This window comes from Collinsella aerofaciens ATCC 25986, from assembly GCF_964259375.1.
In the GTDB taxonomy this organism is placed as follows: domain Bacteria; phylum Actinomycetota; class Coriobacteriia; order Coriobacteriales; family Coriobacteriaceae; genus Collinsella; species Collinsella aerofaciens_BO.
The window spans coordinates 39,992-60,612 of sequence record NZ_CAXVJM010000008.1; the positions used below are offsets into that span (position 1 = coordinate 39,992).

General features: G+C 60.5%; 16 protein-coding genes. 1 reads left to right on the top strand and 15 read right to left on the bottom strand.

What is annotated here, in order from left to right; genetic code table 11:
- Positions 1 to 103 precede the first annotated feature (103 nt).
- From ACEXKH_RS05005 to ACEXKH_RS05050, 10 genes are all read right to left on the bottom strand, one after another.
- On the bottom strand, positions 104 to 1,474 hold the full coding sequence (locus ACEXKH_RS05005) for a PTS transporter subunit EIIC (RefSeq protein WP_158554644.1): 1,371 nt from the start codon (positions 1,472 to 1,474) through the stop codon (positions 104 to 106).
- A gap of 68 nt (positions 1,475 to 1,542) precedes the next feature.
- Positions 1,543 to 2,382 (bottom strand): PRD domain-containing protein, encoded by an 840-nt coding sequence (locus ACEXKH_RS05010; RefSeq protein ID WP_373573304.1) that lies wholly within the window; start codon positions 2,380 to 2,382, stop codon positions 1,543 to 1,545.
- A 200-nt stretch (positions 2,383 to 2,582) separates the two neighbouring features.
- Positions 2,583 to 3,071, bottom strand: a complete 489-nt coding sequence (locus ACEXKH_RS05015; RefSeq protein ID WP_373573305.1) for an S-ribosylhomocysteine lyase — start codon at positions 3,069 to 3,071, stop codon at positions 2,583 to 2,585.
- A 151-nt stretch (positions 3,072 to 3,222) separates the two neighbouring features.
- On the bottom strand, positions 3,223 to 4,713 hold the full coding sequence (locus ACEXKH_RS05020; RefSeq protein WP_373573306.1) for an FGGY family carbohydrate kinase: 1,491 nt from the start codon (positions 4,711 to 4,713) through the stop codon (positions 3,223 to 3,225).
- A 56-nt stretch (positions 4,714 to 4,769) separates the two neighbouring features.
- Positions 4,770 to 5,711: a transketolase family protein gene (locus tag ACEXKH_RS05025; RefSeq protein WP_373573307.1), complete on the bottom strand. Its 942-nt coding sequence runs from the start codon at positions 5,709 to 5,711 to the stop codon at positions 4,770 to 4,772.
- On the bottom strand, positions 5,704 to 6,540 hold the full coding sequence (locus ACEXKH_RS05030) for a transketolase (protein WP_373573308.1): 837 nt from the start codon (positions 6,538 to 6,540) through the stop codon (positions 5,704 to 5,706). The genes ACEXKH_RS05025 and ACEXKH_RS05030 overlap by 8 nt, the downstream gene beginning before the upstream one ends.
- Positions 6,541 to 6,542: 2 nt before the next feature.
- Positions 6,543 to 7,943, bottom strand: coding sequence for an L-fucose/L-arabinose isomerase family protein (locus ACEXKH_RS05035; RefSeq protein ID WP_373573309.1), 1,401 nt, complete (start codon positions 7,941 to 7,943; stop codon positions 6,543 to 6,545).
- Between the two features lie 258 nt (positions 7,944 to 8,201).
- On the bottom strand, positions 8,202 to 9,212 hold the full coding sequence (locus tag ACEXKH_RS05040; RefSeq protein ID WP_373573310.1) for a LacI family DNA-binding transcriptional regulator: 1,011 nt from the start codon (positions 9,210 to 9,212) through the stop codon (positions 8,202 to 8,204).
- Between the two features lie 220 nt (positions 9,213 to 9,432).
- The gene (locus ACEXKH_RS05045) at positions 9,433 to 10,407 is read right to left on the bottom strand and encodes a nucleoside hydrolase (protein WP_373573311.1); all 975 of its coding nucleotides are present in this window, start codon (positions 10,405 to 10,407) and stop codon (positions 9,433 to 9,435) included.
- 4 nt (positions 10,408 to 10,411) lie between these two features.
- Positions 10,412 to 11,407 carry a ribokinase gene (locus ACEXKH_RS05050; RefSeq protein WP_373573312.1) on the bottom strand — a complete coding sequence of 332 codons (996 nt, stop codon included), beginning with the start codon at positions 11,405 to 11,407 and terminating at the stop codon, positions 10,412 to 10,414.
- 186 nt (positions 11,408 to 11,593) lie between these two features.
- Between ACEXKH_RS05050 and ACEXKH_RS05055 the strand changes: the two genes are divergently transcribed.
- Positions 11,594 to 13,837 carry an acyltransferase family protein gene (locus ACEXKH_RS05055; protein ID WP_373573313.1) on the top strand — a complete coding sequence of 748 codons (2,244 nt, stop codon included), beginning with the start codon at positions 11,594 to 11,596 and terminating at the stop codon, positions 13,835 to 13,837.
- Between the two features lie 506 nt (positions 13,838 to 14,343).
- Here ACEXKH_RS05055 and ACEXKH_RS05060 read toward each other — a convergent pair.
- The 5 genes from ACEXKH_RS05060 to ACEXKH_RS05080 all read right to left on the bottom strand — a co-directional run bounded on the left by ACEXKH_RS05060 (position 14,344) and on the right by ACEXKH_RS05080 (position 20,512).
- Positions 14,344 to 15,540 (bottom strand): Nramp family divalent metal transporter, encoded by a 1,197-nt coding sequence (locus ACEXKH_RS05060; RefSeq protein ID WP_055252163.1) that lies wholly within the window; start codon positions 15,538 to 15,540, stop codon positions 14,344 to 14,346.
- A gap of 74 nt (positions 15,541 to 15,614) precedes the next feature.
- On the bottom strand, positions 15,615 to 17,459 hold the full coding sequence (locus ACEXKH_RS05065; RefSeq protein ID WP_373573314.1) for a magnesium transporter: 1,845 nt from the start codon (positions 17,457 to 17,459) through the stop codon (positions 15,615 to 15,617).
- Between the two features lie 429 nt (positions 17,460 to 17,888).
- Positions 17,889 to 19,295, bottom strand: coding sequence for a polysaccharide deacetylase family protein (locus ACEXKH_RS05070; protein ID WP_373573315.1), 1,407 nt, complete (start codon positions 19,293 to 19,295; stop codon positions 17,889 to 17,891).
- 72 nt (positions 19,296 to 19,367) lie between these two features.
- Positions 19,368 to 20,123, bottom strand: coding sequence for a PRC-barrel domain-containing protein (locus ACEXKH_RS05075; protein ID WP_196031354.1), 756 nt, complete (start codon positions 20,121 to 20,123; stop codon positions 19,368 to 19,370).
- Positions 20,123 to 20,512 (bottom strand): YtxH domain-containing protein, encoded by a 390-nt coding sequence (locus ACEXKH_RS05080; protein WP_117778776.1) that lies wholly within the window; start codon positions 20,510 to 20,512, stop codon positions 20,123 to 20,125. The genes ACEXKH_RS05075 and ACEXKH_RS05080 overlap by 1 nt, the downstream gene beginning before the upstream one ends.
- Positions 20,513 to 20,621: the final 109 nt, after the last annotated feature.

The following is a 20,621-nucleotide window of genomic DNA, read 5'->3' on the forward strand; positions in this document are numbered from 1 at the left end:
ACCAGTCACTCCAAAAACGAGGTGGGCTCGCGCAGATCAATCGCAAGCCCACCATATGCAATCTGCCGCGGGGTTTTCAGCAGCTTACATTCCGAATAATTGTCTATTCCGCCGACGTGTCTGCATCAGGGCGATACATGATGTAGACGAGGACGAAGGTAAGAATAAAACCAACGACATTGCAAAGGATCGCACCAATAAGGCTGCTCATATCACCGGAAGGATTCATGTAGCCGGGGAAGCTGAAAATACCACTCGACGTCATAACGAACGTGCGGGTATTGAAGATAGCCGGGATAACAGCGCTAATTGCACCAGAAATCATGGAAGCGACGATGATCTTCTTGTGCTCCAAAACTATGCCGTACAGGGCAGGTTCTGTAATTCCGCACAGGCTCGTAATGGCACAGCTGAATCCAAGGCTCTTTTCGCTCGGATCCTTCGAGCGGAAAGCAAACGCCAAGCAAGCGCCGACGACACCCATGCTACCGCAAAGAAGTCCAAGGATAGGGTCGGAACCGACGGTCATAATATTGTTGATGGAGATCACAATGAGGGCCCAATGGAGTCCAAGAGGAATCATGACGAGGCCAAATATCGGTCCAAGAATAACGCCGCAAAGAATGGGGCTGAACTGATAGACCGCCAGTACGGCAGTCGCAAGCAAGGAGCTCGCCTGTTGGATAACCGGGCCAACCACAAGAAGCGAGATGGGGGCAGCAATAGCAACTGTCAGGAACGGAACGAGTGCAAATGCCAAAGCATCGGGAAGAACCGCACGCAGCCACTTATAAAGAACGGATGCGAACCAAGCCGCCACGATAGCGGGAAACACCGTCGAGGCATAGCTCACCATCGTGAACTTCATGCCGAACAAATCCAGCGCATCACCAGCTCCAGCTGCGGCAACAAAAGTCGGGTAAAGCAGGATTGCACCGAGCACCGCACCGATATATTGATCGATTCCAAAGAATTTGGCCGCAGACGATCCGACGAGAACGGGCAAGAAATACATGCTGGCGTTTCCCATGCCGTACAGCAGGGTATAAATTCCGCTCTCAGCGGAAACGACACCTGCCGTCGTCAGGATACTAAGGACGGCGTTTATCATTCCGCATGCAATCAAGGCGGGAAGAACGGGCATCATGATGCCGCTGATCAGCTTCATCAGCTTTCCCAGAAAACCTTTGGTCTCGCCTTCATCTGCCGCGGACTTCCCGGTGTCAACCCCGGTTTCCTTTGCAACGATTTCGTAGACCTTATCGACCTTGGGCCCCACAATCACTTGGTATTGCCCTGCTGAATGGCGAATATCGATCACACCATCGATTGCCTTGACTTTTGCATCATCTACGATGCTTTCGTCCTTAAGATTGAACCTTAAACGAGTCATGCAGTGGGCTACAAATGTAACGTTTTCTGCACCGCCCACCATCTCGAGAATCTCGGCAGCGAGCTTGGTTGTATCTGCCATAAATACCATTTCTCCCATGTTGTGTTTTATATGTAACCATCGGCAAAGCGCGCGCCTTCGCCGACCAATTACCTAGCTTTCGATGCGATTCGATTGATATGCATCATCAGATAGAGTCTTTCTTCGTCTATAAGTTCTTGGCCCGTCAGCCGGCTGAGAACAGAAGCGATGTCATCGGCGCACGCCGATGCCACCGGATATTCATCTTTGAGCGAGAGATACATCTTGCGGTTGTCGCTTACGATACTTTCGCCAGAGTTCAACCTATTGAATAGGTACTGAAGGTGGGTTGCGAACCTTGCATAATCGAAGCCCTCCCGATCAGCTTGAATACCAAGCCGTCTTTCAACAGCAATAGTTGATTCTTCGAGAACGCGATCGTAAACGTCCGTGCCAAACTCTTCAGCCAGCTCACATGAATCCGAATCGGCCATGTTATTGATAAACGCCATGGCAATTCCAACTGTCTCATGAGCGGGAAGCCTAACATTGAGACGTTTCCTGATTATTCGAAGCGCGTACTCGCCGATTTTGAATTCGACGGGATATTGTTGGCGAACATCAAAAGACAAGGGCATATGGACAACAATGTTTTGCTCCTTGCGCTTAATTGCATACGCGATATGGTCCGCAAGAATAAACGGCAAATTAGGGCTTACTTCATAGGGAAGCAGTCCTGTCGACATATCAATAACATCCGAGGTCAGCTCGAGAAGTTCATCCGAGACTTCATCAATGAGAGCGATGTAGCGGGAACTAACGTTATAGAACGTTCGTTGAATCTCCGAGAGCGGTAATTCATCGCCAACGTCCTTAAACCCCAGGCCACGCCCGAATGCCACCAGCTGCCTGCCATTTCCGTCGATGCAGAGGACAGCGCTGGTGTTAATTCGTTTAACGATTTCCATGTGTCCCCCTTAAACAAAACAAGGCTCCCGAAGCAGAATCCGACAATCAATGTCGACAGATGCTGCTTCAGGAGCCTTGCCTGAATATCACTCTGGTTGCCAGTTTAAGCGAAACACCGTAAATGACCTCGTGTAAACATTACTAAACAGTTAAACGGTCGATATCTCCATGTGAACGGTTTAGAAGCAGAAGGCAATCCTTACGCCTGCTGGTAGTGCAGGTGCTTCTCGTCGATATCGGCCAGGTCGCGGTCGAGGTAGCGGCGCGCGAGCCAGTTGGCCATGGGGAGGTTCTGATCCAGGTAGTTGCCACACTCCTCGGGAGCGGCGCCGGGGACATCACCCTCAAAGCCGGCGACGAACTCAAACAGCTCACGCACGAGCGGCAAAATCTCCTCGCTCGTCACCTCGCCAAACACGACCAGGTAAAAGCCCGTGCGGCAGCCCATGGGGCCAAAGTAGACGATACGGCTCGACCACTCGGCATGATTGCGCAGAAACGTCGCACCCAGGTGCTCGATGGTATGGCACTCCGCCGTGTTCATGACCGGTTCCTTGTTGGGCGTGGTCAGGCGCAGGTCAAAGGTGGTGACGGCAGTGCCGGTCGCCGGATCGCGGTCGATGCGGCTCACGTACACGCCGGGCTCAAGCAGCAGATGATCGACAGAAAAGCTCGCGATGCGCTCCATGGCAGATCCTCTCGATAGTCAAATTGGGACGGGCTCTTTTAGCTGGTTCGAATGGTCGCACCAATCATACCAGTCAAAAAAGCCCCGTCCCAAATTAGCTACCTGGGACGAAGACCAGTGATTATTTGATCCCCGTCCCAGAAAAATCATGCTAGGCGGTATACGCGATTGTCGCTGCCACCGCATGGCGCCAGCCGGCGATCTTTTTGGCTCGCTCATCCGCGGGCATCGAAGGCTCCACGATGCCACGGGCGCCGTAGACATCGACGACGTCGCGCGTGTACATGCCGAGCGCAATACCGCAGGCCCAAGCCGCGCCCAGGCCGCTCATCTCGTCGTTGCTTGCGATGCGAATGGGCGAGCCCACCAGGTCGCTCTCAAACTGCATCAGGTAGGCATCGCGCGTGGGGCCACCATCAACGCGAAGCTCGGCCAGCGCCGCGCCCGAATCCTCGACCATCGCATCGATTACGTCGAAGATCTGATAGGCAATCGACTCATCGGCGGCCTTTACGAACTCCGCGCGGCCCGTGGTGCGTGTCATGCCAAAGACGCAGCCCTCGGCGTCACTCGCCCAGTGCGGCGCGCCCAGGCCAGTGAACGCCGGCACAAAGTAGACGCGGCTCGCCGGATTGGCGGCGTAGCACAGGTCGGTGACTTCCTCGGGGTTATTGATAAGCTCCAGGTCGTCGCGCAGCCAGGTCTTGACGGCGCCGGCGTAGCTCACGTTGCCTTCGAGCACATACTCGGTCACGCCGTCCATACGCCACGCAAGCGAGCTCGAAAGGCCGTGCGAGCTGGCGACGAACTCGTCGCCGACGTTCATCATGACCGAGCTGCCGGTGCCATAGGTCGCCTTGGCCATGCCGCGGCTATGGCAGCCCTGCGCAAACAAGGCGGCATGGCTGTCGCCGAGCACGCCGTGAATGGGCACGGGTGCCGGCAAAAAACCGCCCAGGTCCGTCATGCCGAACAGGCCATCGGAATCGGTCACCTGCGGCAGGCAGGCCACGTCAACGCCAAAGGCCTCGCACACCGGCTCGCTCCAGCAGCCACGGCGCAGGTCAAAGAGCTGCGTGCGGCTGGCGTTGGACCAGTCGCAGCGGAACTCTGCGCCGCCCGTGAGCGTCCAGACCACCCAGGCATCGATGGTGCCCAGGCACAGTTCGCCAGCCGCCGCGGCCTCGGCAGCAGCGGGAACGTTCGCGAGGATCCAAGCCATCTTGCCCGCCGGGTAGTAGGGCGAGAGCACCAGGCCCGTCGTGTCACGCACCAGCTCGGCCGCACCCTCGCGCGCGGCCAGCTTGTCGCACAGCTCGCGGGCGCGGGCGCACTGCCACACCACGGCGTCGCACAGCGGCTCGCCCGTCGTGCGGTTCCAGGCAACGGTGGTCTCGCGCTGGTTGGAGATGCCGATACCGGCGACGTCGGCCGGATCGACCCCGGTCTCCTCCACCACGGCACGTGCCACGGCCAGCACATTGGTGGCAATCTCGGCCGGATCATGGCTCACCCAGCCGACCTCGTTGACAATCTGGCGATGCGAACGGTCGGCACGATGAATCAAATGGCCGCCCTCGTCTACCAGCAGCGCCTTGGTGCCCTGCGTGGATTGATCGATTCCGATGATGTAGCGGCCCATGGCCACCCCTTTCAAAACGAATGTGACAAAGGGGCGGTCCCTTTGTCACATTCCAGTTACTCTGCGGGCAAGAACTCGGCGACGGTCTGCGCGATTCCGGCACCCGTCAGGCCGTAGTGCGCGAAGACCTCGGGGCTCGTGCCGGTGATGACCGGCGCATCGGGCAGGGAGAGGCACTTGACCGGACGCGGGCAATGCTCGCCCACGACCTGCGCGACCATGGAACCCAGGCCGCCGAAGGGGCTGTGCTCCTCGACGGTCACGACGGCGCGCGTGGCACCGGCGGCCTCGATCACGGCCTCGGCATCGAGCGGCTTGACGCAGTACATATCGAGCACCGTTGCCGAGATGCCCTGCTCGGCCAGCAGATCGGCGGCGTCCACGGCATGGCGGACCATCTCACCGGTGGCGACAAGCGTCACATCGGTACCGCGACGCACCCAGGTGGCGCGATCCACCTGGAACGGGCACTCGCCCTCGGTGTACACGTCCTCGACCGGATTGCGCCCCACGCGGATATAGGCCGGCTTGTTATCGGCTACCAGGGCGCGCACGAGCTCGGCGGTCTGGAAGCGGTCGCTCGGCAGATACACGCGCATGTTGGGAATCGCGCTCATGGCGGCGATATCCTGCGCGGAGTGGTGGCTCATACCCAGAGCGCCGTAGGACACGCCGCCCGAGATGCCGATGAGTTTGACGTTGGTGTTGGAGTACGAGACGTCGACCTTGCACTGCTCATACGAGCGCGTGGTCACAAAGGATGCCGGCGAGGCGGCCCAGGCCTTCTTGCCGCACGAAGCCATACCGGCGGCGATGCTCACCAGGTCCTGCTCGGCGATGCCGACCTCAACGGACTGCTGGGGATACTGATCAAAGAACGGCGTGAGCGACGCGGAGCCACGGGAGTCGGAGCACAAGACGACGATGTCTTTATCGGTCTTCGCGGCCTCGAGCAGCGTGTCGCAGATAACCTTGCGATTGGCGATCTTGTTAGCCATTGATGGCCTCCTTATGGGCAGCGAAATCGGCGATGATCTGGGCATATTCCTCATCGTTGGGCAGGTGGTGATGCCAGCTGGCCTTGTCCTCCATGACGGACGAGCCGTAGCCCTTCACCGTGTTGAGGATGATGACCGTGGGCTTACCCTTGGTCTCGGCAGCAAGCGTCAGCGCAGCGTCAATAGCCTGGACGTCGTTGCCCGGAATGGACAGCACGTTCCACCCAAAGGCAGCCCAGCGCTCCTCCTGGCTGTCCTGCTTCATAACGTCCTCGGTGCTGCCGCTGATCTGCAGGCGGTTGCGGTCCACGAGCGCGCACAGGTTATCGAGCCGGTAGTTGCCACCGCTCATGGCGCCCTCCCAGACCGAGCCCTCGGCAAGCTCGCCATCGCCCATGATGGTGTAGACGCGGTAGTCGCGACCGTCCATCTTGCCGGCGAGCGCCATGCCCACGGCCACGGGCAGGCCGTGACCCAGCGAGCCCGAGTTCATCTCGATGCCCTTGAGTTTGTTGTTGGGGTGGCCGATGTAGGGGCTGCCGAACTTGGAGAAGCGGGCCTTAACGTCGTCGAGGTCCAGATAGCCCTCGTGGCAGAGCACCGCGTAGTAGGCTTCCATGGCGTGGCCCTTGGAGAGCACGAAGCGGTCGCGGTTGGGATCGTCGACGGTCTCGGGCGAAATGTTGAGGTGGTTGGCGTAGAGGGTCATGAGGGCGTCGATGACCGACATGTCGCCGCCGATGTGGCCGCCGGCGCCAGCCATGATGATATCGACGCAATCGCGGCGAAGGTCCCAACGCAGGGATTCAAGCTCTTCGATAGTTGCCATTTCTACTCTCCTCGCAGGTAGGCTTTAACGTCTTCTTCGATGGGGTCGTACAGGTCGGGCTGGATGCCGAGGTACTTGCACGCCTCGTAGAGCACCGGCACCACGTTGGCGTGAATAGCGACGCAGTGGTGGATGTAGGGGCCCTCGACGATCTTGGCCTCGAGGCGCTTGAGGTTCTCGACCTCGACCCACAGGTAAGTGCCCATGCCGGCCGGGCCGTCGATGCCGCGGGCGTTGCCCAGCAGCAGCGAGTACTCGCCGTTGTCGCCGTCAAAGCGGGCAAGGGTGAGGTCGCCGTGCTTGGCCTCGGCCGTCAGCGCACCGGGGTGGTCGAAAGCCAGCGGGTAGGTGAGCTTGGGCTTGACGGCCGCGCAGCTGCAGGGCCAGGGGCCGCAGTGCTGCAGCAGCTCGCCGTTCTCGTTATCGGGATGGCGCACGGTCCAGTCGGCGAACATGCCACGGTGACGGCCCAGGTCGGCGGCCTCGACCATCAGTGCGGTGACAGCGCCATGGATATCGGTCTCGCATACGATAGGAATGCCCATCTCGTTGAGGATGGCGTTGGCGGCGCAGGGCATAATGCCCAGCTCGTCCTGAAGGGCGTTCCAGCACTGAATGGCACCGGCGTTGCAGCCGTACTTCTCGACCAAGCGCTTCATGGCGATGGCAAGACCGGCGACCGCGGGAACCTTGTCCTCGGGGATGCAGATCTCAAAGCTGTCGTTGATGTGGGCAAGCATGGCGGTCATGGCCTGCTCGTCGGCCTGGGCGTCGCGCACGGCCTGGACAAGCTCGGCCATGGGGATGGGCGAAAGCTGGATGTTGAACTTCTCGAGCAGCTCGCCCTCGTTGCACATGGTCGACCAGAAGTCGAACGGACGGGTGGCCATCTGCAGGATGCGGGTGCGCTTGAAGGTCTTGACCACGTTGCACACGGCCAAAAAGTCCCAGACGCCGCGCTCGAACTCGGGGTCGGTCAGGCGGCAGTTGGTCATGTAGGTAAAGGGCACCTGGAAGCGGCGCAGGACCTTGCCAGTGGCGAACAGGCCGCACTGGCTATCGCGCAGACGGGTGCCGTCGGGCTCGGGGCGCTCGTCGCGCGGGCCCCACAGCAGCACGGGCAGGCCGAGCTCGCGGGCAAGGCGAGCGCAGACGTACTCGGTACCAAAGTTGGCGTGGCACAGCATGATGCCGTCGACGCCCTCGGCGCGGAACTTCTTGACGATAGGCTCGATATGGCTGTCGTCGAACAGCAGGCCCTCGTCATTGATGTCATCGATATCCACAATGTCGACACCGATCTCGCGCAGGCGATCAGCCGTAAGGCCGCGATACTTGATCGCGTCCGGCGCGCTAAAGATGCTGCGGCGCGTGGGCACAAAGCCGAGCTTGATCTTGTCCATGTACGTCCTCCCCTAATCACATGTTCAGTAAACAGACGTGTGTTTCGTTTTATTCTGTTTACTAAATGTTTTACTCTTATGTTTAGAAGTTTAGCGCGAAATACCCGTGGACGGTAGAGAAATCAGCCTAAACGATATGTAAACAATCTGAACATACAAGGGCAACAAAAAGAGGGCCCCGAAGGACCCCCTCTTGGTAGCGTTATGTATGGTTGCCTTTGGCGGACTTTTCCGCTCTGAGGCCTGGCGCCGTTCCGCCTAGATTTCACGCACGCTCTGGCGCTCGACAAAATAGGTCGACACGGCCGTTTTGCAGGTATAGCTCTTGGGATTGCGGATGTTGCCCACCAGACGGCGCACCGCGATCTCGCCCACCTCGTGTTTGGGAACATGCACCGTGGTGAGCGGCGGGTTGGAGAAGGCACCCAGAGATAGGTCGTCAAAGCCGATGATCGAAACATCCTCGGGCACGCGAATACCGTGCTCGTTGAGCGCGCGCATGGCGCCTACGGCGAGCACGTCGTTTTCGGCAAAGAAAGCCGTTGGCAGATCGTCGCGCGAGGAATTGTCGAGCCACGTGCCCATGTCGCGATAGGCGCCCTCGAGCGTGGTGCCCAGCGTGACGCGCCATGTTGGGTTAGCCTCAAGGTCCGCATCCTCAAGCGCGTGGCGATAGCCGCGCTCGCGGTCCTTAAAGTTGCGGATACGAAGGTCGCCCGCCAGATAGCCGATTTGCTTGTGACCTTTCTCGATAAGGTAGTCCACGGCACGCAGCACCGAATCGGTGTTGGCAATAACTACGGCATCAAAGTACTGACGATCGCTCCAGCCATCGAGCACGATCAGGTGGGCGGCAGCGTTGGCAAACAAGGCGTAATCTTCCTCACCCAGCTCGGTACCCATCAGCACGATAGCGGCGGCCGGATCGGCAATCAGGCCCTCGACCTGCGGGCGCACGGCGTCCAGGTCGCTAAAGTCGAGCGAGACAAAGCTCGTGCTCATGCCGTGACGGCGCGCCTGGCGCTCCACGCCCTCGATGACCGCGGGATGGAAGGTGCTCTCGTCCAAGATGGCGCCCGTCTTGCGCGCAAGCACAAACTGGATGCTCTCGAGCTGCGTCGATTGCTGGTAGCCGAGCGACTGCGCGCACTCCAGGATGACCTTGGCGGTCTCCTCGCTCACGCTACGCTTGCGGTTGAGTGCGTTGGACACGGTCGCAGGCGAAAAACCGGTGATGCGGCTGATCTCGCGAACACTTGCTTTGGCCATTGTTCCCCCTAGTAACGGCCGTGGCGGAGCATCGGGGCTCGATGGCTCGGCAAATAAACGACCGCAAATTCAATCTAAACAGAGTAGTAAATATTTATGAGCTAGTTTAGCCTGTTGTCAAGCGAAGTGGCACGACTATTCCCCCCAACGGGCACATTTACTCGGTAGCTAAAAAAGCCCCGTCCCAAATTGACTACATGGGGCGGGGCGCGGAAATCTATTAACCCAGGACACGGGCCATACGCGTCTTGAACTCGGACAGGAAGCGCGGGGCGTCGACGGTCAGCGCCACGAGTGCGCCCTTGTCGGGGTCGGCCACACGACGCTCATCGCAGATGGTGCGGCCGCGATACTCGCCCAGCAGATCAACACGCAGATTGCAGCCGAGCGCACCCACGAGCGTGGGGTCGATCGCCACGGCAACGGCCAGAGGATCGTGCAGCGCACAGCCACCCAGGTAGGGTGCGTTCATCTCGTACGAGCCAATGTAGTGCTCCACCATGCTCGCAAATGCGCAGCCCGCCATGGTGCCCGAGCCCGTCCAGCCGGCAATGTCGCGGCGTGTGAGCACCACGCGATGCGTCACATCCAGACCCACCATAGTGAGCTTGCGGCCCGAACGCAGTACGGCATCGGCCGCCTCGGGATCACTTGCCATGTTGGCCTCGGCGCCCGCGCTCACGTTTCCGGGCACGGTCAGGGCGCCGCCCATCACGACCACGCGACCGATAGACATCATCGCCGCCGCATCGCGCTCCAAGGCAAGTGCCAGGTTGGAGAGCGGACCGGTCGCCACGTAGATCAGATCGGGGCCATAGGTGCGCGCGGCATCGATCAGATAATCGACCGCCGCGTTACCGTCGGCCGACGTCGCCCCCACCGGCTCGTACGGCGACGCGGGCACGCTCGCCCCGCCAATGCCGTTCTTGCCGTGGATGAGCGTGGTGGACGCCGGCGGTGTATAGGGCTCAGTCGCCTTAATGGGACGATCGGCGCCCAGGTACACCGGCACCTCGGGACGACCCAACAGGTCGAGCACCGCCAGGCAGTTGTGCGCCGATTGCTCGACGCGCACGTTGCCAAAGCACGTGGTGATGCCCACGAGCTCCACCTCGGGGCTCGCGATGGCATAGGCCAGCGCCATCGCATCGTCCACACCCATATCCAGATCAAGGATCAGCTTCTTGATTGCCATTGTTCTACTCCGCTTCTCCGTCTTGTACTAAATCGTCTAAATCAAACACGCGCTCAACTTCGGCGCGCGTGGGAATCGATTGCTGAGCGCCCAGGCGCGACACCGTCACCGCCGAGGCGCGAGCACCCGCCGCCATGCACTCAAAGAGCGGCAAGCCCTCCAGACGAGCCGCCGCCAACGCGCCGATAAACGTATCGCCGGCGGCCGTGGTATCGACTACCGTGCTCGAAAGCGCCGGCATGCGCAGCAGCTCACCGCCATCACCGAGCGTAACCGAGCCGGCGCCGCCCAGCGTGATGGCCGCGGCGCCGGCACCCTTGGCGAGCAAGGCATTGAGTGCCGCGAGGCAGCTCGCATCATCCGCGGGCAAGATGCCCGTCAGCACCTGGCACTCGGTCTCGTTGGGGCAGACCAGGTCGACCGCAGGCCAGGCCTCCGCAGGCAACTCGCAGGCAGGCGCTGGATTAAAGACCGTATAGAACCCCAGCTCGTGAGCGCAAAAAAGCGCCTCGGCAGTCGCTGCAAGGTCACATTCGCCCTGGGCGATAAAGACGCTTCCGGCAGCCGGGGCAATCTCGCTGGTGTCGCCGTCGAGCTCATCGGCCACCAAACGTCTCAGCGCGCAGGCAACGTCCTCGCCCGCAAGCGCATGGTTGGCGCCCGGTGACAGCACGATGCGGTTGTCGCCCTCGCAGCGAATGATAGTCGCGGTACCGGTCTCCACGTCATCGCGACGTGCCACGAACTCAACGCCCACGCCGGCATCCTGAAGCCCCGCCACGAGCACATCGCCAAACGCATCGCGCCCGACCGCGCCGATCATGCACGTGCGCGCGCCCATGCGCGCAGCTGCCACGGCCTGGTTAGCGCCCTTGCCACCGGCGTTGGTGATAAAACCGCTGCCACCGACGGTCTCACCCGCGCGCGGCATGCGCTCGCACGCCACCGAAAGGTCCATGTTCATGCTGCCGAACACCGCAACGATGCCGCGATCTGCCATGGGAACCTCCTCATCTGCGGGCCTTATGCCCACCGTCGGCCGTCGATCGTGCGCCCTCGCACCTCTATAACTTTAGTTCACTTTGATGTGAACGCGCCCTTGAGGTTGCGCCAGCAGCAAGCATTCACAGGAGCAGGCAGCTACAATGAATATGTGCTGATTATTCTCGTCATTGGATGATGTTTTATGGAACAATTCCCACCATCGAGCCCACGCGGACCGCGCCGCGCGCCCGATAACCAGGCGCTGCACGAACGCCCGCGCGCCGACCGCCGCGCCGGCGAGTCGCGACGCGGCCCGAACCCGCATCGAACGCCCACCAACAAGGACGCCCATGCAGCCAAGACCAACACCGGCGCCACACGCTCGTCCGCTGCCGACAAGCAGGCACCCGCTCGTCCCAAGTCCCGCTACATTCCTGCGCTCGATGGTCTGCGTACGCTCGCCGTCGTCGCGGTGGTGCTCTATCACCTCAACCTCACGTGGGCTCAGGGCGGCCTGCTTGGCGTCACGATTTTCTTTGTGCTTTCGGGCTATCTAATCACGCGCCTGCTGCTCAACGAAGTCGCCAAGACCGGCCGCATCGACCTTAAGAGCTTCTGGATTCGCCGCATCCGTCGCCTGGTCCCCGCCGTGGTAACGGTAGTGTTCGTAACCTGCGCGCTGTGCACCATCTTTAACCACGTGATGCTCACCAAGATGCGTCCCGACATCCTGCCGTCGCTGCTGTTCTTCAACAACTGGTGGCAGATTGCCCAAAACGTCTCGTACTTCAATGCCCTGGGCGACCCTTCGCCGCTCACGCACTTTTGGTCGCTTGCCATCGAGGAACAGTTCTACCTGATTTGGCCGCCTCTGCTGTTTGCCATGGTATCCATGCATGTGAGCAAGCCCAACACGCGCCGCGTGGTTCTGGGCCTTGCCGCGGTTTCCGCCCTCGCCATGATGGTGCTTTACAACCCTGCCGCCGACCCCAGCCGCGTGTACTACGGCACCGACACCCGCGTGTTCTCGCTGCTGCTGGGTGCCTGGATGGCCTTTATCCCCGATCGCGACCTGGCGCCGGTGCGTCTCGCACGTCGTTTGGGGCTCAATCGCCTGGCTGGTGCCGCCAAGCACGGCAAGAACGCCGAGGGCAAGCCTGGCGAGAAGGCCGACGAATCAGCCGAGACCGCCCCGGCACAGCCGAGCGCCCTCGTGCGCTTTTGGTCCTCGCCCGCATCCATCGATGTGTTGGGCGTCGTGGGTCTGGTTGGCCTTGCCGCCATGGTCGCGCTCACCAACGGCTACACCGCGTTCCAGTATCGCGGCGGCACGCTGTTATGCTCCATCCTCACGCTCATGGTCATCGCGGCCTGCGTGCAGCCCCAGGGAATGGTTGCCCGTGCGCTGTCCGCCGAGCCGCTCGTGTGGGTTGGCAAGCGCTCGTACAGCATCTACCTGTGGCACTATCCGCTGCTGTTGCTCATGAACCCGGTCGCCAACATCAACGATACGCCCTGGTGGCAGTACATCTTGCAGGTACTTGTGGTAGTCGCCGTAGCCGAGTGCTCTTATCGCTTTATCGAAACGCCGTTTAGGAAGGGCGCCTTCGGCCGCACCGTCACCGAATTCCGCAATGAAACCACCACACCCGCCAACTGGGCACGCGCGCACGTCCCTGTCTGCGCAGCCTGCGCTATCGTGTTGGTCGTCGCACTGGGCGGTCTGATCTTTGTGCCCGAGACGTCTGCGCTGAGCGGCGAGGGCGCCGAAGTTCTGAACAAGGAAGCCAAAAACACCGCGCCCACCGACCAGCAAGCGGCCGACGACACCGACAAGGACAACGACGGCTTCCCCGATGGCTCCTACGACCTGTTGATGATCGGCGACTCCGTGTCGCTGCGCGCCGTTGATTCCTTTGACGGCGTGTTCCCGCACAGCCATATCGATGCCGAAAAGGGCCGCCAGTTTGATGCGGGCCGCGCGACATTTGAGGGCTATATCCAGCAGAACCTTGCCGGCAAGATCGTGGTCTTTGCCCTGGGCACCAACGGTTTGGTAACGGACGCCCAGGTCGACGCGATCATGGCCGATGCCGGCGATCAACGCATCGTCGTATTTGTAAACACGCGTAGCCCGCAGCCGTGGGTCGGGTCCACGAACCAGGCCATCGCCAACGCCGCCACGCGCTACAAGAATGTACGCGTTATCGACTGGTACGGGTACAGCGCCAACCGCAACGACCTGTTCGACGGCGACGGCACGCACCTGTCGACCACCGGCGTGGCCGAGTACCTCAACCTGATCCACGATGCGGTCAAGAAAGACCTGCCCGTGCACCCCGAGGACCACGTCAACGATCCGCAGCCGGCAGCCGTCAAATCCGCCGCCGACGCACTCGTCAATGCCCTCGCCTACAAGCCGCACAAGCTGGGCACCGACAAGTAACGCGCAGCAAAATCTGTTTACACCCGCAGGGGGCGCTCCTTAACTACCGGCACCTGGAGGCACTCCTGGCGCGGCCAATGAAGACCTCTGCGGATGAATTCCAAGCCGCTCCGCCGCTCCAGACATCGTTTCCGCGCCTCGCGCCTGCCCCAAACAATCAAAACAAGCCCTTTTCGCCGCAACCTCAAAGGTCTGTGGGCAAAAAAGGCCAAATATGAGTACTGTTACCATTTTAGTAGCAGGCAAAACCACCCAAAATGACGTCCGAGCGACCCCTACAACCCCCTAAAGCAGCCAACCTGACTGGTTTAAGGCATATTGGAGCCAATTTTAATGAACATACTATAGGTTATGTTCATTATCTTTTTGGATGTAAATGCTATTCACTTAGCAACAGTACTCATATTTAGCATTTTTTTCCCACCGCCATATAACTAACGCCCTATAGCAGACGAAAAACAGGCCGCAGCCCATGGCGGCGGCCTGTTCGGAAGCAAAAGTAGGCGCTACGCGCTGTAGCCCATCGCTTGCAGCACAAACATGACGACCGTCAGCACCGTAATCACACCGATAGTCGCCCACGTGAGCACGTTCCATACGCGGCCGTTGCGGTTGGCGCCCATAATGTGGCGATCCGCCGCGATAACTACCTGGAATACCAAGACTACGGGCAGCAGCACGCCGTTGATGACCTGCGAGGTCATCATAATCTGGAACAAATCGACGCCAGGCATGAGCACCAACACGGCAGAAATGCCGATGATGGCCGTAATGATGCCGCGGTAAACCGGGGCCTCGTCCCAGCTGCGATCGGCGCCGCGCTCCCAACCAAAAGCCTCGCAGATGGCACTCGACGTAACACCCGGCAGCACACAGGCAGCCAAAAAGCTCGCTGCGACCAGGCCCGAGGCAAACAACACCGTGGACCACTGGCCCGCGATGGGCTCCAGCGCGCGGGCGGCATCGGCGGCATCGCTAATCTGAATACCCGCCGGGAACAGCACCGTACCGGTCGTGATGATAATGAAGCCCGCAATGATATCAGCAGCGATCGAACCGCTCACGGTATCAATACGCTGCAGCACGATGTCGTCCTCGCCCGCATTCTTATCGACCACGTTGTTCTGAGCCAAGAAGATCATCCATGGTGCGATGGTGGTACCGATTGTTGCGACCACGAGCGACACGTAGCTGGGATCGTTCTGAATATTGGGGACGACCAAGTCGACCGCGACCTCGCCCCAGTTGGGGCCAGCCATAAACGCGGCGACAATGTAGGTCACGAACACGCAGCTTACCAACAGCAAAATCTTCTCGATGCGCTGGAAACTGCCCGACATGGTAAGCATCCACACCAGCAGCGCCACGAGCGGCACCGAGATGCTCGCCGGAACGCCAAACAGAGCAAGGCCACTCGCGATACCCGCGAACTCCGAGATGGTCACCGCCGTGTTGGCGATCAACAGCGCCGCCATGGCCAGCACGCTCTTGCGCACGCCAAAGCGCTCGCGAATGAGCGACGCCAGGCCCTTACCCGTGACGCATCCGCAGCGCGCCGCGGTCTCCTGCGTCACGATAAGCAGCACGGTCATGACGGGAAGCATCCAGAGCATCTTATAGCCATAGCTGGCGCCCGCGCTGGAATACGTGGCGATACCGCCGGCGTCGTTACCCGAAAGCGCCGCCAGCAGACCGGGGCCCATGGCTCCAAAGATGGCCGCGATGGTCAGCTTTTGCTTGGTGCTCGGCTTTTGCTTCGTATTTTGCACGCGACCACCTACCCCATGACCGACATGGTGAGCAGCACCGCAGCAACACAGTACGCCACACACGAGATCATGACGGCGATGACGTTCATGGCGGTACCCGACGTATTGAGGTCGTGCTCATCGCGCCAGAACAGCACCATCAGGTAAATCACGGCGCTCATGTTGCCAACCAGGCAAATAACGGCAGCGATATTAAAGCAGCCGGTAAAGAGCTGCTCCTCAAACATAGTGGCATCGGGGAACGCGGCGGTGCGCACCAGCTGCGCGCACAGGTAAGTAACAAGCGAAAGGATCAGGCCCATACCCGTGCTCTGGAAGAAGAATCCCAGGTACGGTTTGGGCTCGTCGTCGTGACCGTCGTACTCGAGGAAGTAGTTCTTGACGAACGACACCATGCGCGAGGCAGCCAGCAGCACGAGCGGCATGGCGCACATGGGGAACACCACCAGATGCGCGGAGCCCAGCGCCGTCCCCAGCACCGTCGCCATAATGCACGAGGCGATGCCCCACACGACGACCCAGTACTGACGATGCACGAACCAGCTGAGCACGTTCGTCGAGTCGTCCGACGCGCTATCGCCCGAGCCGACACCGGCGATCTGCAGGTCCTCCTGATGCTCCTCGGCGATAACGTCCATGGCGTCGTCGAAGGTCACGATACCCAGGATATGACGGTTCTCGTCGCAGACAGGGATGGCAACCAGGTCGTACTTGGTCATCTCGTCCGTCACGTCTTCCTGGTCCTCGTCGGGCGACACGTAGACCAGATCGCGATAGGCGAGCTGGCCCAGCGTGGCGTCGCGGTCGGCCACGATCAGCGTGCGCAGCGAAAGCACGCCCGTCAGCATGCCGCTCGGATCCTCGGTATAGACGTAGTAGACGCTCTCAAAGTCCTCGTCGAGTTTGCGAATCGCCTCGATGGCATCGCCGACCGTCGCCGTGGCGGGCAGCGAGACAAACTCCGAGGTCATGATGCGGCCGGCGGTGTTGTCCTCGTAGCCCAGCAGATTACGAATCGCCTTCTCCTCCTTGACGCCCATCAGGCGCAGGAGCTTCTCGGCCTTCTCATAATCGAGTTCGTCGATCAAGTCGGCAGCGTCGTCCGGGTCCATCATGGCCAGCATCGACGATGCGTCGGTATCGGACAGGCCCTCGAGCATCTCGGTCATAAGCTCGTCGTCATCGAACTCCGAGATGGCCTCGGCGGCCTGTGCCGTATCGAGCTGCGCGAACACCTGCGCGCGCAGGCGCGGGTCGAGCTGCTCGATAATGTCGGCAATGTCGGCAGGATGCAGCTCGCCAAGCGTCTTGTGCGACACCGAGAGCTGGATGTTCTTAGTCGAGCGATCGAGCAGGTCCATATAAGACCAGGCGATAATGTCCTCGCTGAGCGGTTTGCCCAGATGTTTCATAAAGCCCTCGACGACATGCTCGAGTGTGGGGCTGATCGCGCGCAGCAGACCGCGGGCGCCGACCTCGGCACCCAGCAGGCGCAGCTGATTTTCGCCCGACATGGAAAACTTGATGTCGTTTACGCGCACGACCTTCATGCCCTGCGTGTCGACAATCTGCTTGTTAAGCACGTCGCGGGCAAGCAAGAGTTCGGTCGGCTGCAAGTACGAAAAACGGATTTCGGTGGCCGACGTCTTAAGGTGTACGCCCGTCTCGTCGATACGGTCGACCCATTTGCGCCAGCTGATCATAAACGGCGTCTTGCCGGGACCGCGGAACGCGAGCGACGTCACGTGCGGAAAAACTTCGCCGGTTGCAATGCCAAAATCGTTAACCACGCCGAGCTTTTCGCCGTCGACGTCCAAGACCGGCAATTTGAGCATCTCACTCAGATAATTCAATGGTGCTCCCCATCATTATTCCTGCGGACCGCGCGACCATGCCGGCACGCAATCCGTGGACTTTTAGATATGTATACGCATGCGCGGGCGGCACGCCGCTCGGCACTTACACCCCGTGCACGCGCAGAAAGCACCTGCATGGGGTCATCGACTGTATGGTCGAGGTTTGGATTTCACCTGTAACCTTTCTCTTGACCCTCATTAACCGCAGTAACTATAGCATCAGCATCGCCCTGCGGTACCGAATTTATGCGCTGCACATTGCAGGCATACCAAACGTTGACGCATCCGTGACATAGTCATTGGGGACGTTCTTCAACAACTAGTCGCCAGGGACACTCTTTGCGAACGGCAGAAAAGGACTGTCCCTAATTGCCGACAGAAAAGGAACGTCCCCAGATGCCGGCAGTTGGGGACAGTCCCCAATGACTACTCTGTGGTGTCGTCGTCCTCGGGGAGTTGGGGGAACACGGCGTTTTTGGGCATGGAAACCTTGGTGAGCGAGGTGAGCTTTTTGCTCAATGCCGTGTCCGTCTTGACCAGGTCGCTGAGCGTCACGATCTTGTAGCCGTCGGCGACAAGGCCATCGATAATCTGCGGCAGCGCCTCGAGCGTCTGCTCGGCGCATTCATCGCTATCGGTGAGCAGCACAATATTGCCCGGCGTCATCGAGTCGAGCACGGTCGATACTTGCTCGTCGGCGCCGTTGAGCAACCAGTCGCCCGAATCGATATTCCACGAAACCACGGCGGACACCAGGTCCATCGAGTCAATCCAGTTTTGCTCGTCAAACGCGGCGTAGGGGGCACGCAGCAACATCGTCTCGACGCCGGTCGCCGACTTAATCGCCTCGGTGCCCTTTGTGATCTGCTTGCGCACCGTCTCGCGATCCTCGCCCTTGAGCGAATCATCGCTGTAGCTGTTGGAGCCGACCTCGCACCCGGCATCGACAATCGCTTTGGCGGTAGCAGGCGAGGCTTCCGCAGCATCGCCCGAAAGGAAGAACGTCGCCGTGACGCCCTTTTCCTTGAGCACCTGCAAGATCTGCTTGGTCGCGCCGCTCGGACCCTCGTCAAATGTCAGGGCCACGTACTTTTCGTTGCCCTTGGGCGCTACGCTTGCGCACTCGACTACGCAGTCGGTGGCGGGCACGACCTCGCCGCGGTCCTGCGTCTTGCCCGACTGCTCGCCGACCCATACCTCGGAGCGGCCCTGAACGCCCCAGGTTTTGACATACTCAATGGCACCTGTGCCCTCGACCTTAAGCTTTGGCTCGATAGTCGTGGCCTGGACCTCGTGCTTTTCGTACACGTTGCGGCCGTCCTTGACCGTCACCTTCTCGCCACCCGTAAGCTCGCGACTATCCCATTTGCCTTGCTTCACGCGCTTGCCGTCGACCTTCACCGACAGCTTTTCGCCGCCATGGCGCTTGAGCACGCTGTCGTCGACGGCCAGCAGATCGCCGGCGTCGTACGTTTCGGTCAGGCTTTGATCGTCGATAAGATTCTGCAACGTAGAGCCCACGCGCACCGCGGTCTTTTGCCCGTTGAGTTCCACGTCCACGCTGCGGTTGACGTAGCCCACGACGGCTGCGATAAACAGCACGAGCGCGCAACCCACGGCGATGAGCGCATAGGGCAGGCGGGACGGTCGGCGCGGCGAGTGCCCGTTGCCGATGCGCGCGCTGCGATCGCTAAACCCACGGCTATGGTTGAGGTACATCGCGCCGGGTTTACGGCGACGTCGACGCTGACCGCTGGGCAGCTGCCCCAGGTCGCGGCGCGCCGTCGGACGCGCACCCGAGCGCCCGTTTAAGTTAGATCCGTTTTGGCGCATGTGCCCTCCCCCATAAACACAGCGAGCCGGAGCAACATGTCTCCGGCTCGCCTCCCATCATTTGGTATGTCGCTATTTGCTAGCTTTTGACGAGCCCCCGCTCGCCTTTTGATATTCGTCCTTAAAGGCCTTGAACATACCGCGCGTCTTGCCGAGCTGCTTGCCCAGTGCGCGGCTGCCCTTGTCCACGGCGACCGACCCCTTGTCATCGAGCACCTTGGCGCCCTTCTTGACCTTATCGCCCACCACGACACTGGCCTCGGCAGCCTTAGCGGCCGCGCCGCCCGAATACCCAAGCGTCTTGACCTCGTCCGAGACAATCATCGCGCCGTTCTCGTAGCCGCGCAGCATCGTCGGCGGCACCTGCGTGTCGCCCACCAACATGCTCGATGCGGCGCTGGCGGTCACATAGAACGTCTGCACAATGCCCGAGCGCGGCTTGAACTCAACGTCCGAGCAGTAGCCCACGACATCGCCCGATTCCGTGCGCACGTCCATGCCAACCCAGATGATGCAATCGTCCAGGTTGATATCGAGGCGCTTGGCCGCGGCGGCATCGTAGGTGCCCTTGACGTCGTCGACCGCGACAGCGCCCTCATAGACGCCGATGGCATCGAGCGCCACAAACCGGTCGGGGCGCTCGATCATACCCGCGATATCGGACTGGCGAACCATAAAGCCCACCACGCGCGTACCGCCCGGGGTAAAGACGGGAAAGTGAATCTTGCCGAGCTTTTTAGGGCTGCGCGGCGTGCCGTCCTTTTTGGTGCGCTTGTCTTCGGCAGGCTTACGATAAACCTTGACGCCGACAAAATCCCCGGCGCGCATTATGCCTCGGTCGAAGGCTCCGCGGCCTCGGCGTCGGCCTCGACGGCGTTCTCGACCACGACATCGGCGGCGGGCGTCACGTTGCCGCCCGAGATGGCGTCGTTGAGCTGCTCGCGAAGCTGGTCCATGCGCTCGCGGGCCAGGTCGACCTTGGCGCGCAGGTCATCGGTCTTGGCGTCGACCATCGGACCAAAGTCGTTGACCGCGGCACGAGCCTCTTCGGCACTGTGCTCGTAGGTGTCACGCATGTTGTCCCAGGCATCATTGGCGATATCGGCGGCCATGGCGCGGGTCTCGGCACCCGAGCGCGGGGCCAGAGCAACGCCGATGATAGCGCCGGCGGCAGCACCAAAGAGCGCACCGGAGACAAAGCTGAAAGTCTTTCCCATGATCATTCCTCTCCTGCGGGCACCTCGATGCCCACCGTTTGAATGCTGTCCATTATACCCGCAGCGCAACACTTGCCGTCGCGCTCATCTGCGTACGGTAAAAGCGCAG

What these genes read in the sequence shown, in the direction of transcription:
- ACEXKH_RS05080 (WP_117778776.1), bottom strand. Translation starts at nt 20,512, where the DNA reads ATGGGAAAGACTTTCAGCTTTGTCTCCGGTGCGCTCTTTGGTGCTGCC.
- ACEXKH_RS05040 (WP_373573310.1), bottom strand. Translation starts at nt 9,212, where the DNA reads ATGGCCAAAGCAAGTGTTCGCGAGATCAGCCGCATCACCGGTTTTTCG.
- ACEXKH_RS05050 (WP_373573312.1), bottom strand. Translation starts at nt 11,407, where the DNA reads ATGGCAGATCGCGGCATCGTTGCGGTGTTCGGCAGCATGAACATGGAC.
- ACEXKH_RS05025 (WP_373573307.1), bottom strand. Translation starts at nt 5,711, where the DNA reads ATGGCTAACAAGATCGCCAATCGCAAGGTTATCTGCGACACGCTGCTC.
- ACEXKH_RS05035 (WP_373573309.1), bottom strand. Translation starts at nt 7,943, where the DNA reads ATGGACAAGATCAAGCTCGGCTTTGTGCCCACGCGCCGCAGCATCTTT.
- ACEXKH_RS05015 (WP_373573305.1), bottom strand. Translation starts at nt 3,071, where the DNA reads ATGGAGCGCATCGCGAGCTTTTCTGTCGATCATCTGCTGCTTGAGCCC.
- ACEXKH_RS05010 (WP_373573304.1), bottom strand. Translation starts at nt 2,382, where the DNA reads ATGGAAATCGTTAAACGAATTAACACCAGCGCTGTCCTCTGCATCGAC.
- ACEXKH_RS05075 (WP_196031354.1), bottom strand. Translation starts at nt 20,123, where the DNA reads ATGCGCGCCGGGGATTTTGTCGGCGTCAAGGTTTATCGTAAGCCTGCC.
- ACEXKH_RS05005 (WP_158554644.1), bottom strand. Translation starts at nt 1,474, where the DNA reads ATGGCAGATACAACCAAGCTCGCTGCCGAGATTCTCGAGATGGTGGGC.
- ACEXKH_RS05070 (WP_373573315.1), bottom strand. Translation starts at nt 19,295, where the DNA reads ATGCGCCAAAACGGATCTAACTTAAACGGGCGCTCGGGTGCGCGTCCG.
- ACEXKH_RS05045 (WP_373573311.1), bottom strand. Translation starts at nt 10,407, where the DNA reads ATGGCAATCAAGAAGCTGATCCTTGATCTGGATATGGGTGTGGACGAT.
- ACEXKH_RS05055 (WP_373573313.1), top strand. Translation starts at nt 11,594, where the DNA reads ATGGAACAATTCCCACCATCGAGCCCACGCGGACCGCGCCGCGCGCCC.
- ACEXKH_RS05020 (WP_373573306.1), bottom strand. Translation starts at nt 4,713, where the DNA reads ATGGGCCGCTACATCATCGGAATCGATCAATCCACGCAGGGCACCAAG.
- ACEXKH_RS05030 (WP_373573308.1), bottom strand. Translation starts at nt 6,540, where the DNA reads ATGGCAACTATCGAAGAGCTTGAATCCCTGCGTTGGGACCTTCGCCGC.
- ACEXKH_RS05060 (WP_055252163.1), bottom strand. Translation starts at nt 15,540, where the DNA reads ATGGGCCCCGGTCTGCTGGCGGCGCTTTCGGGTAACGACGCCGGCGGT.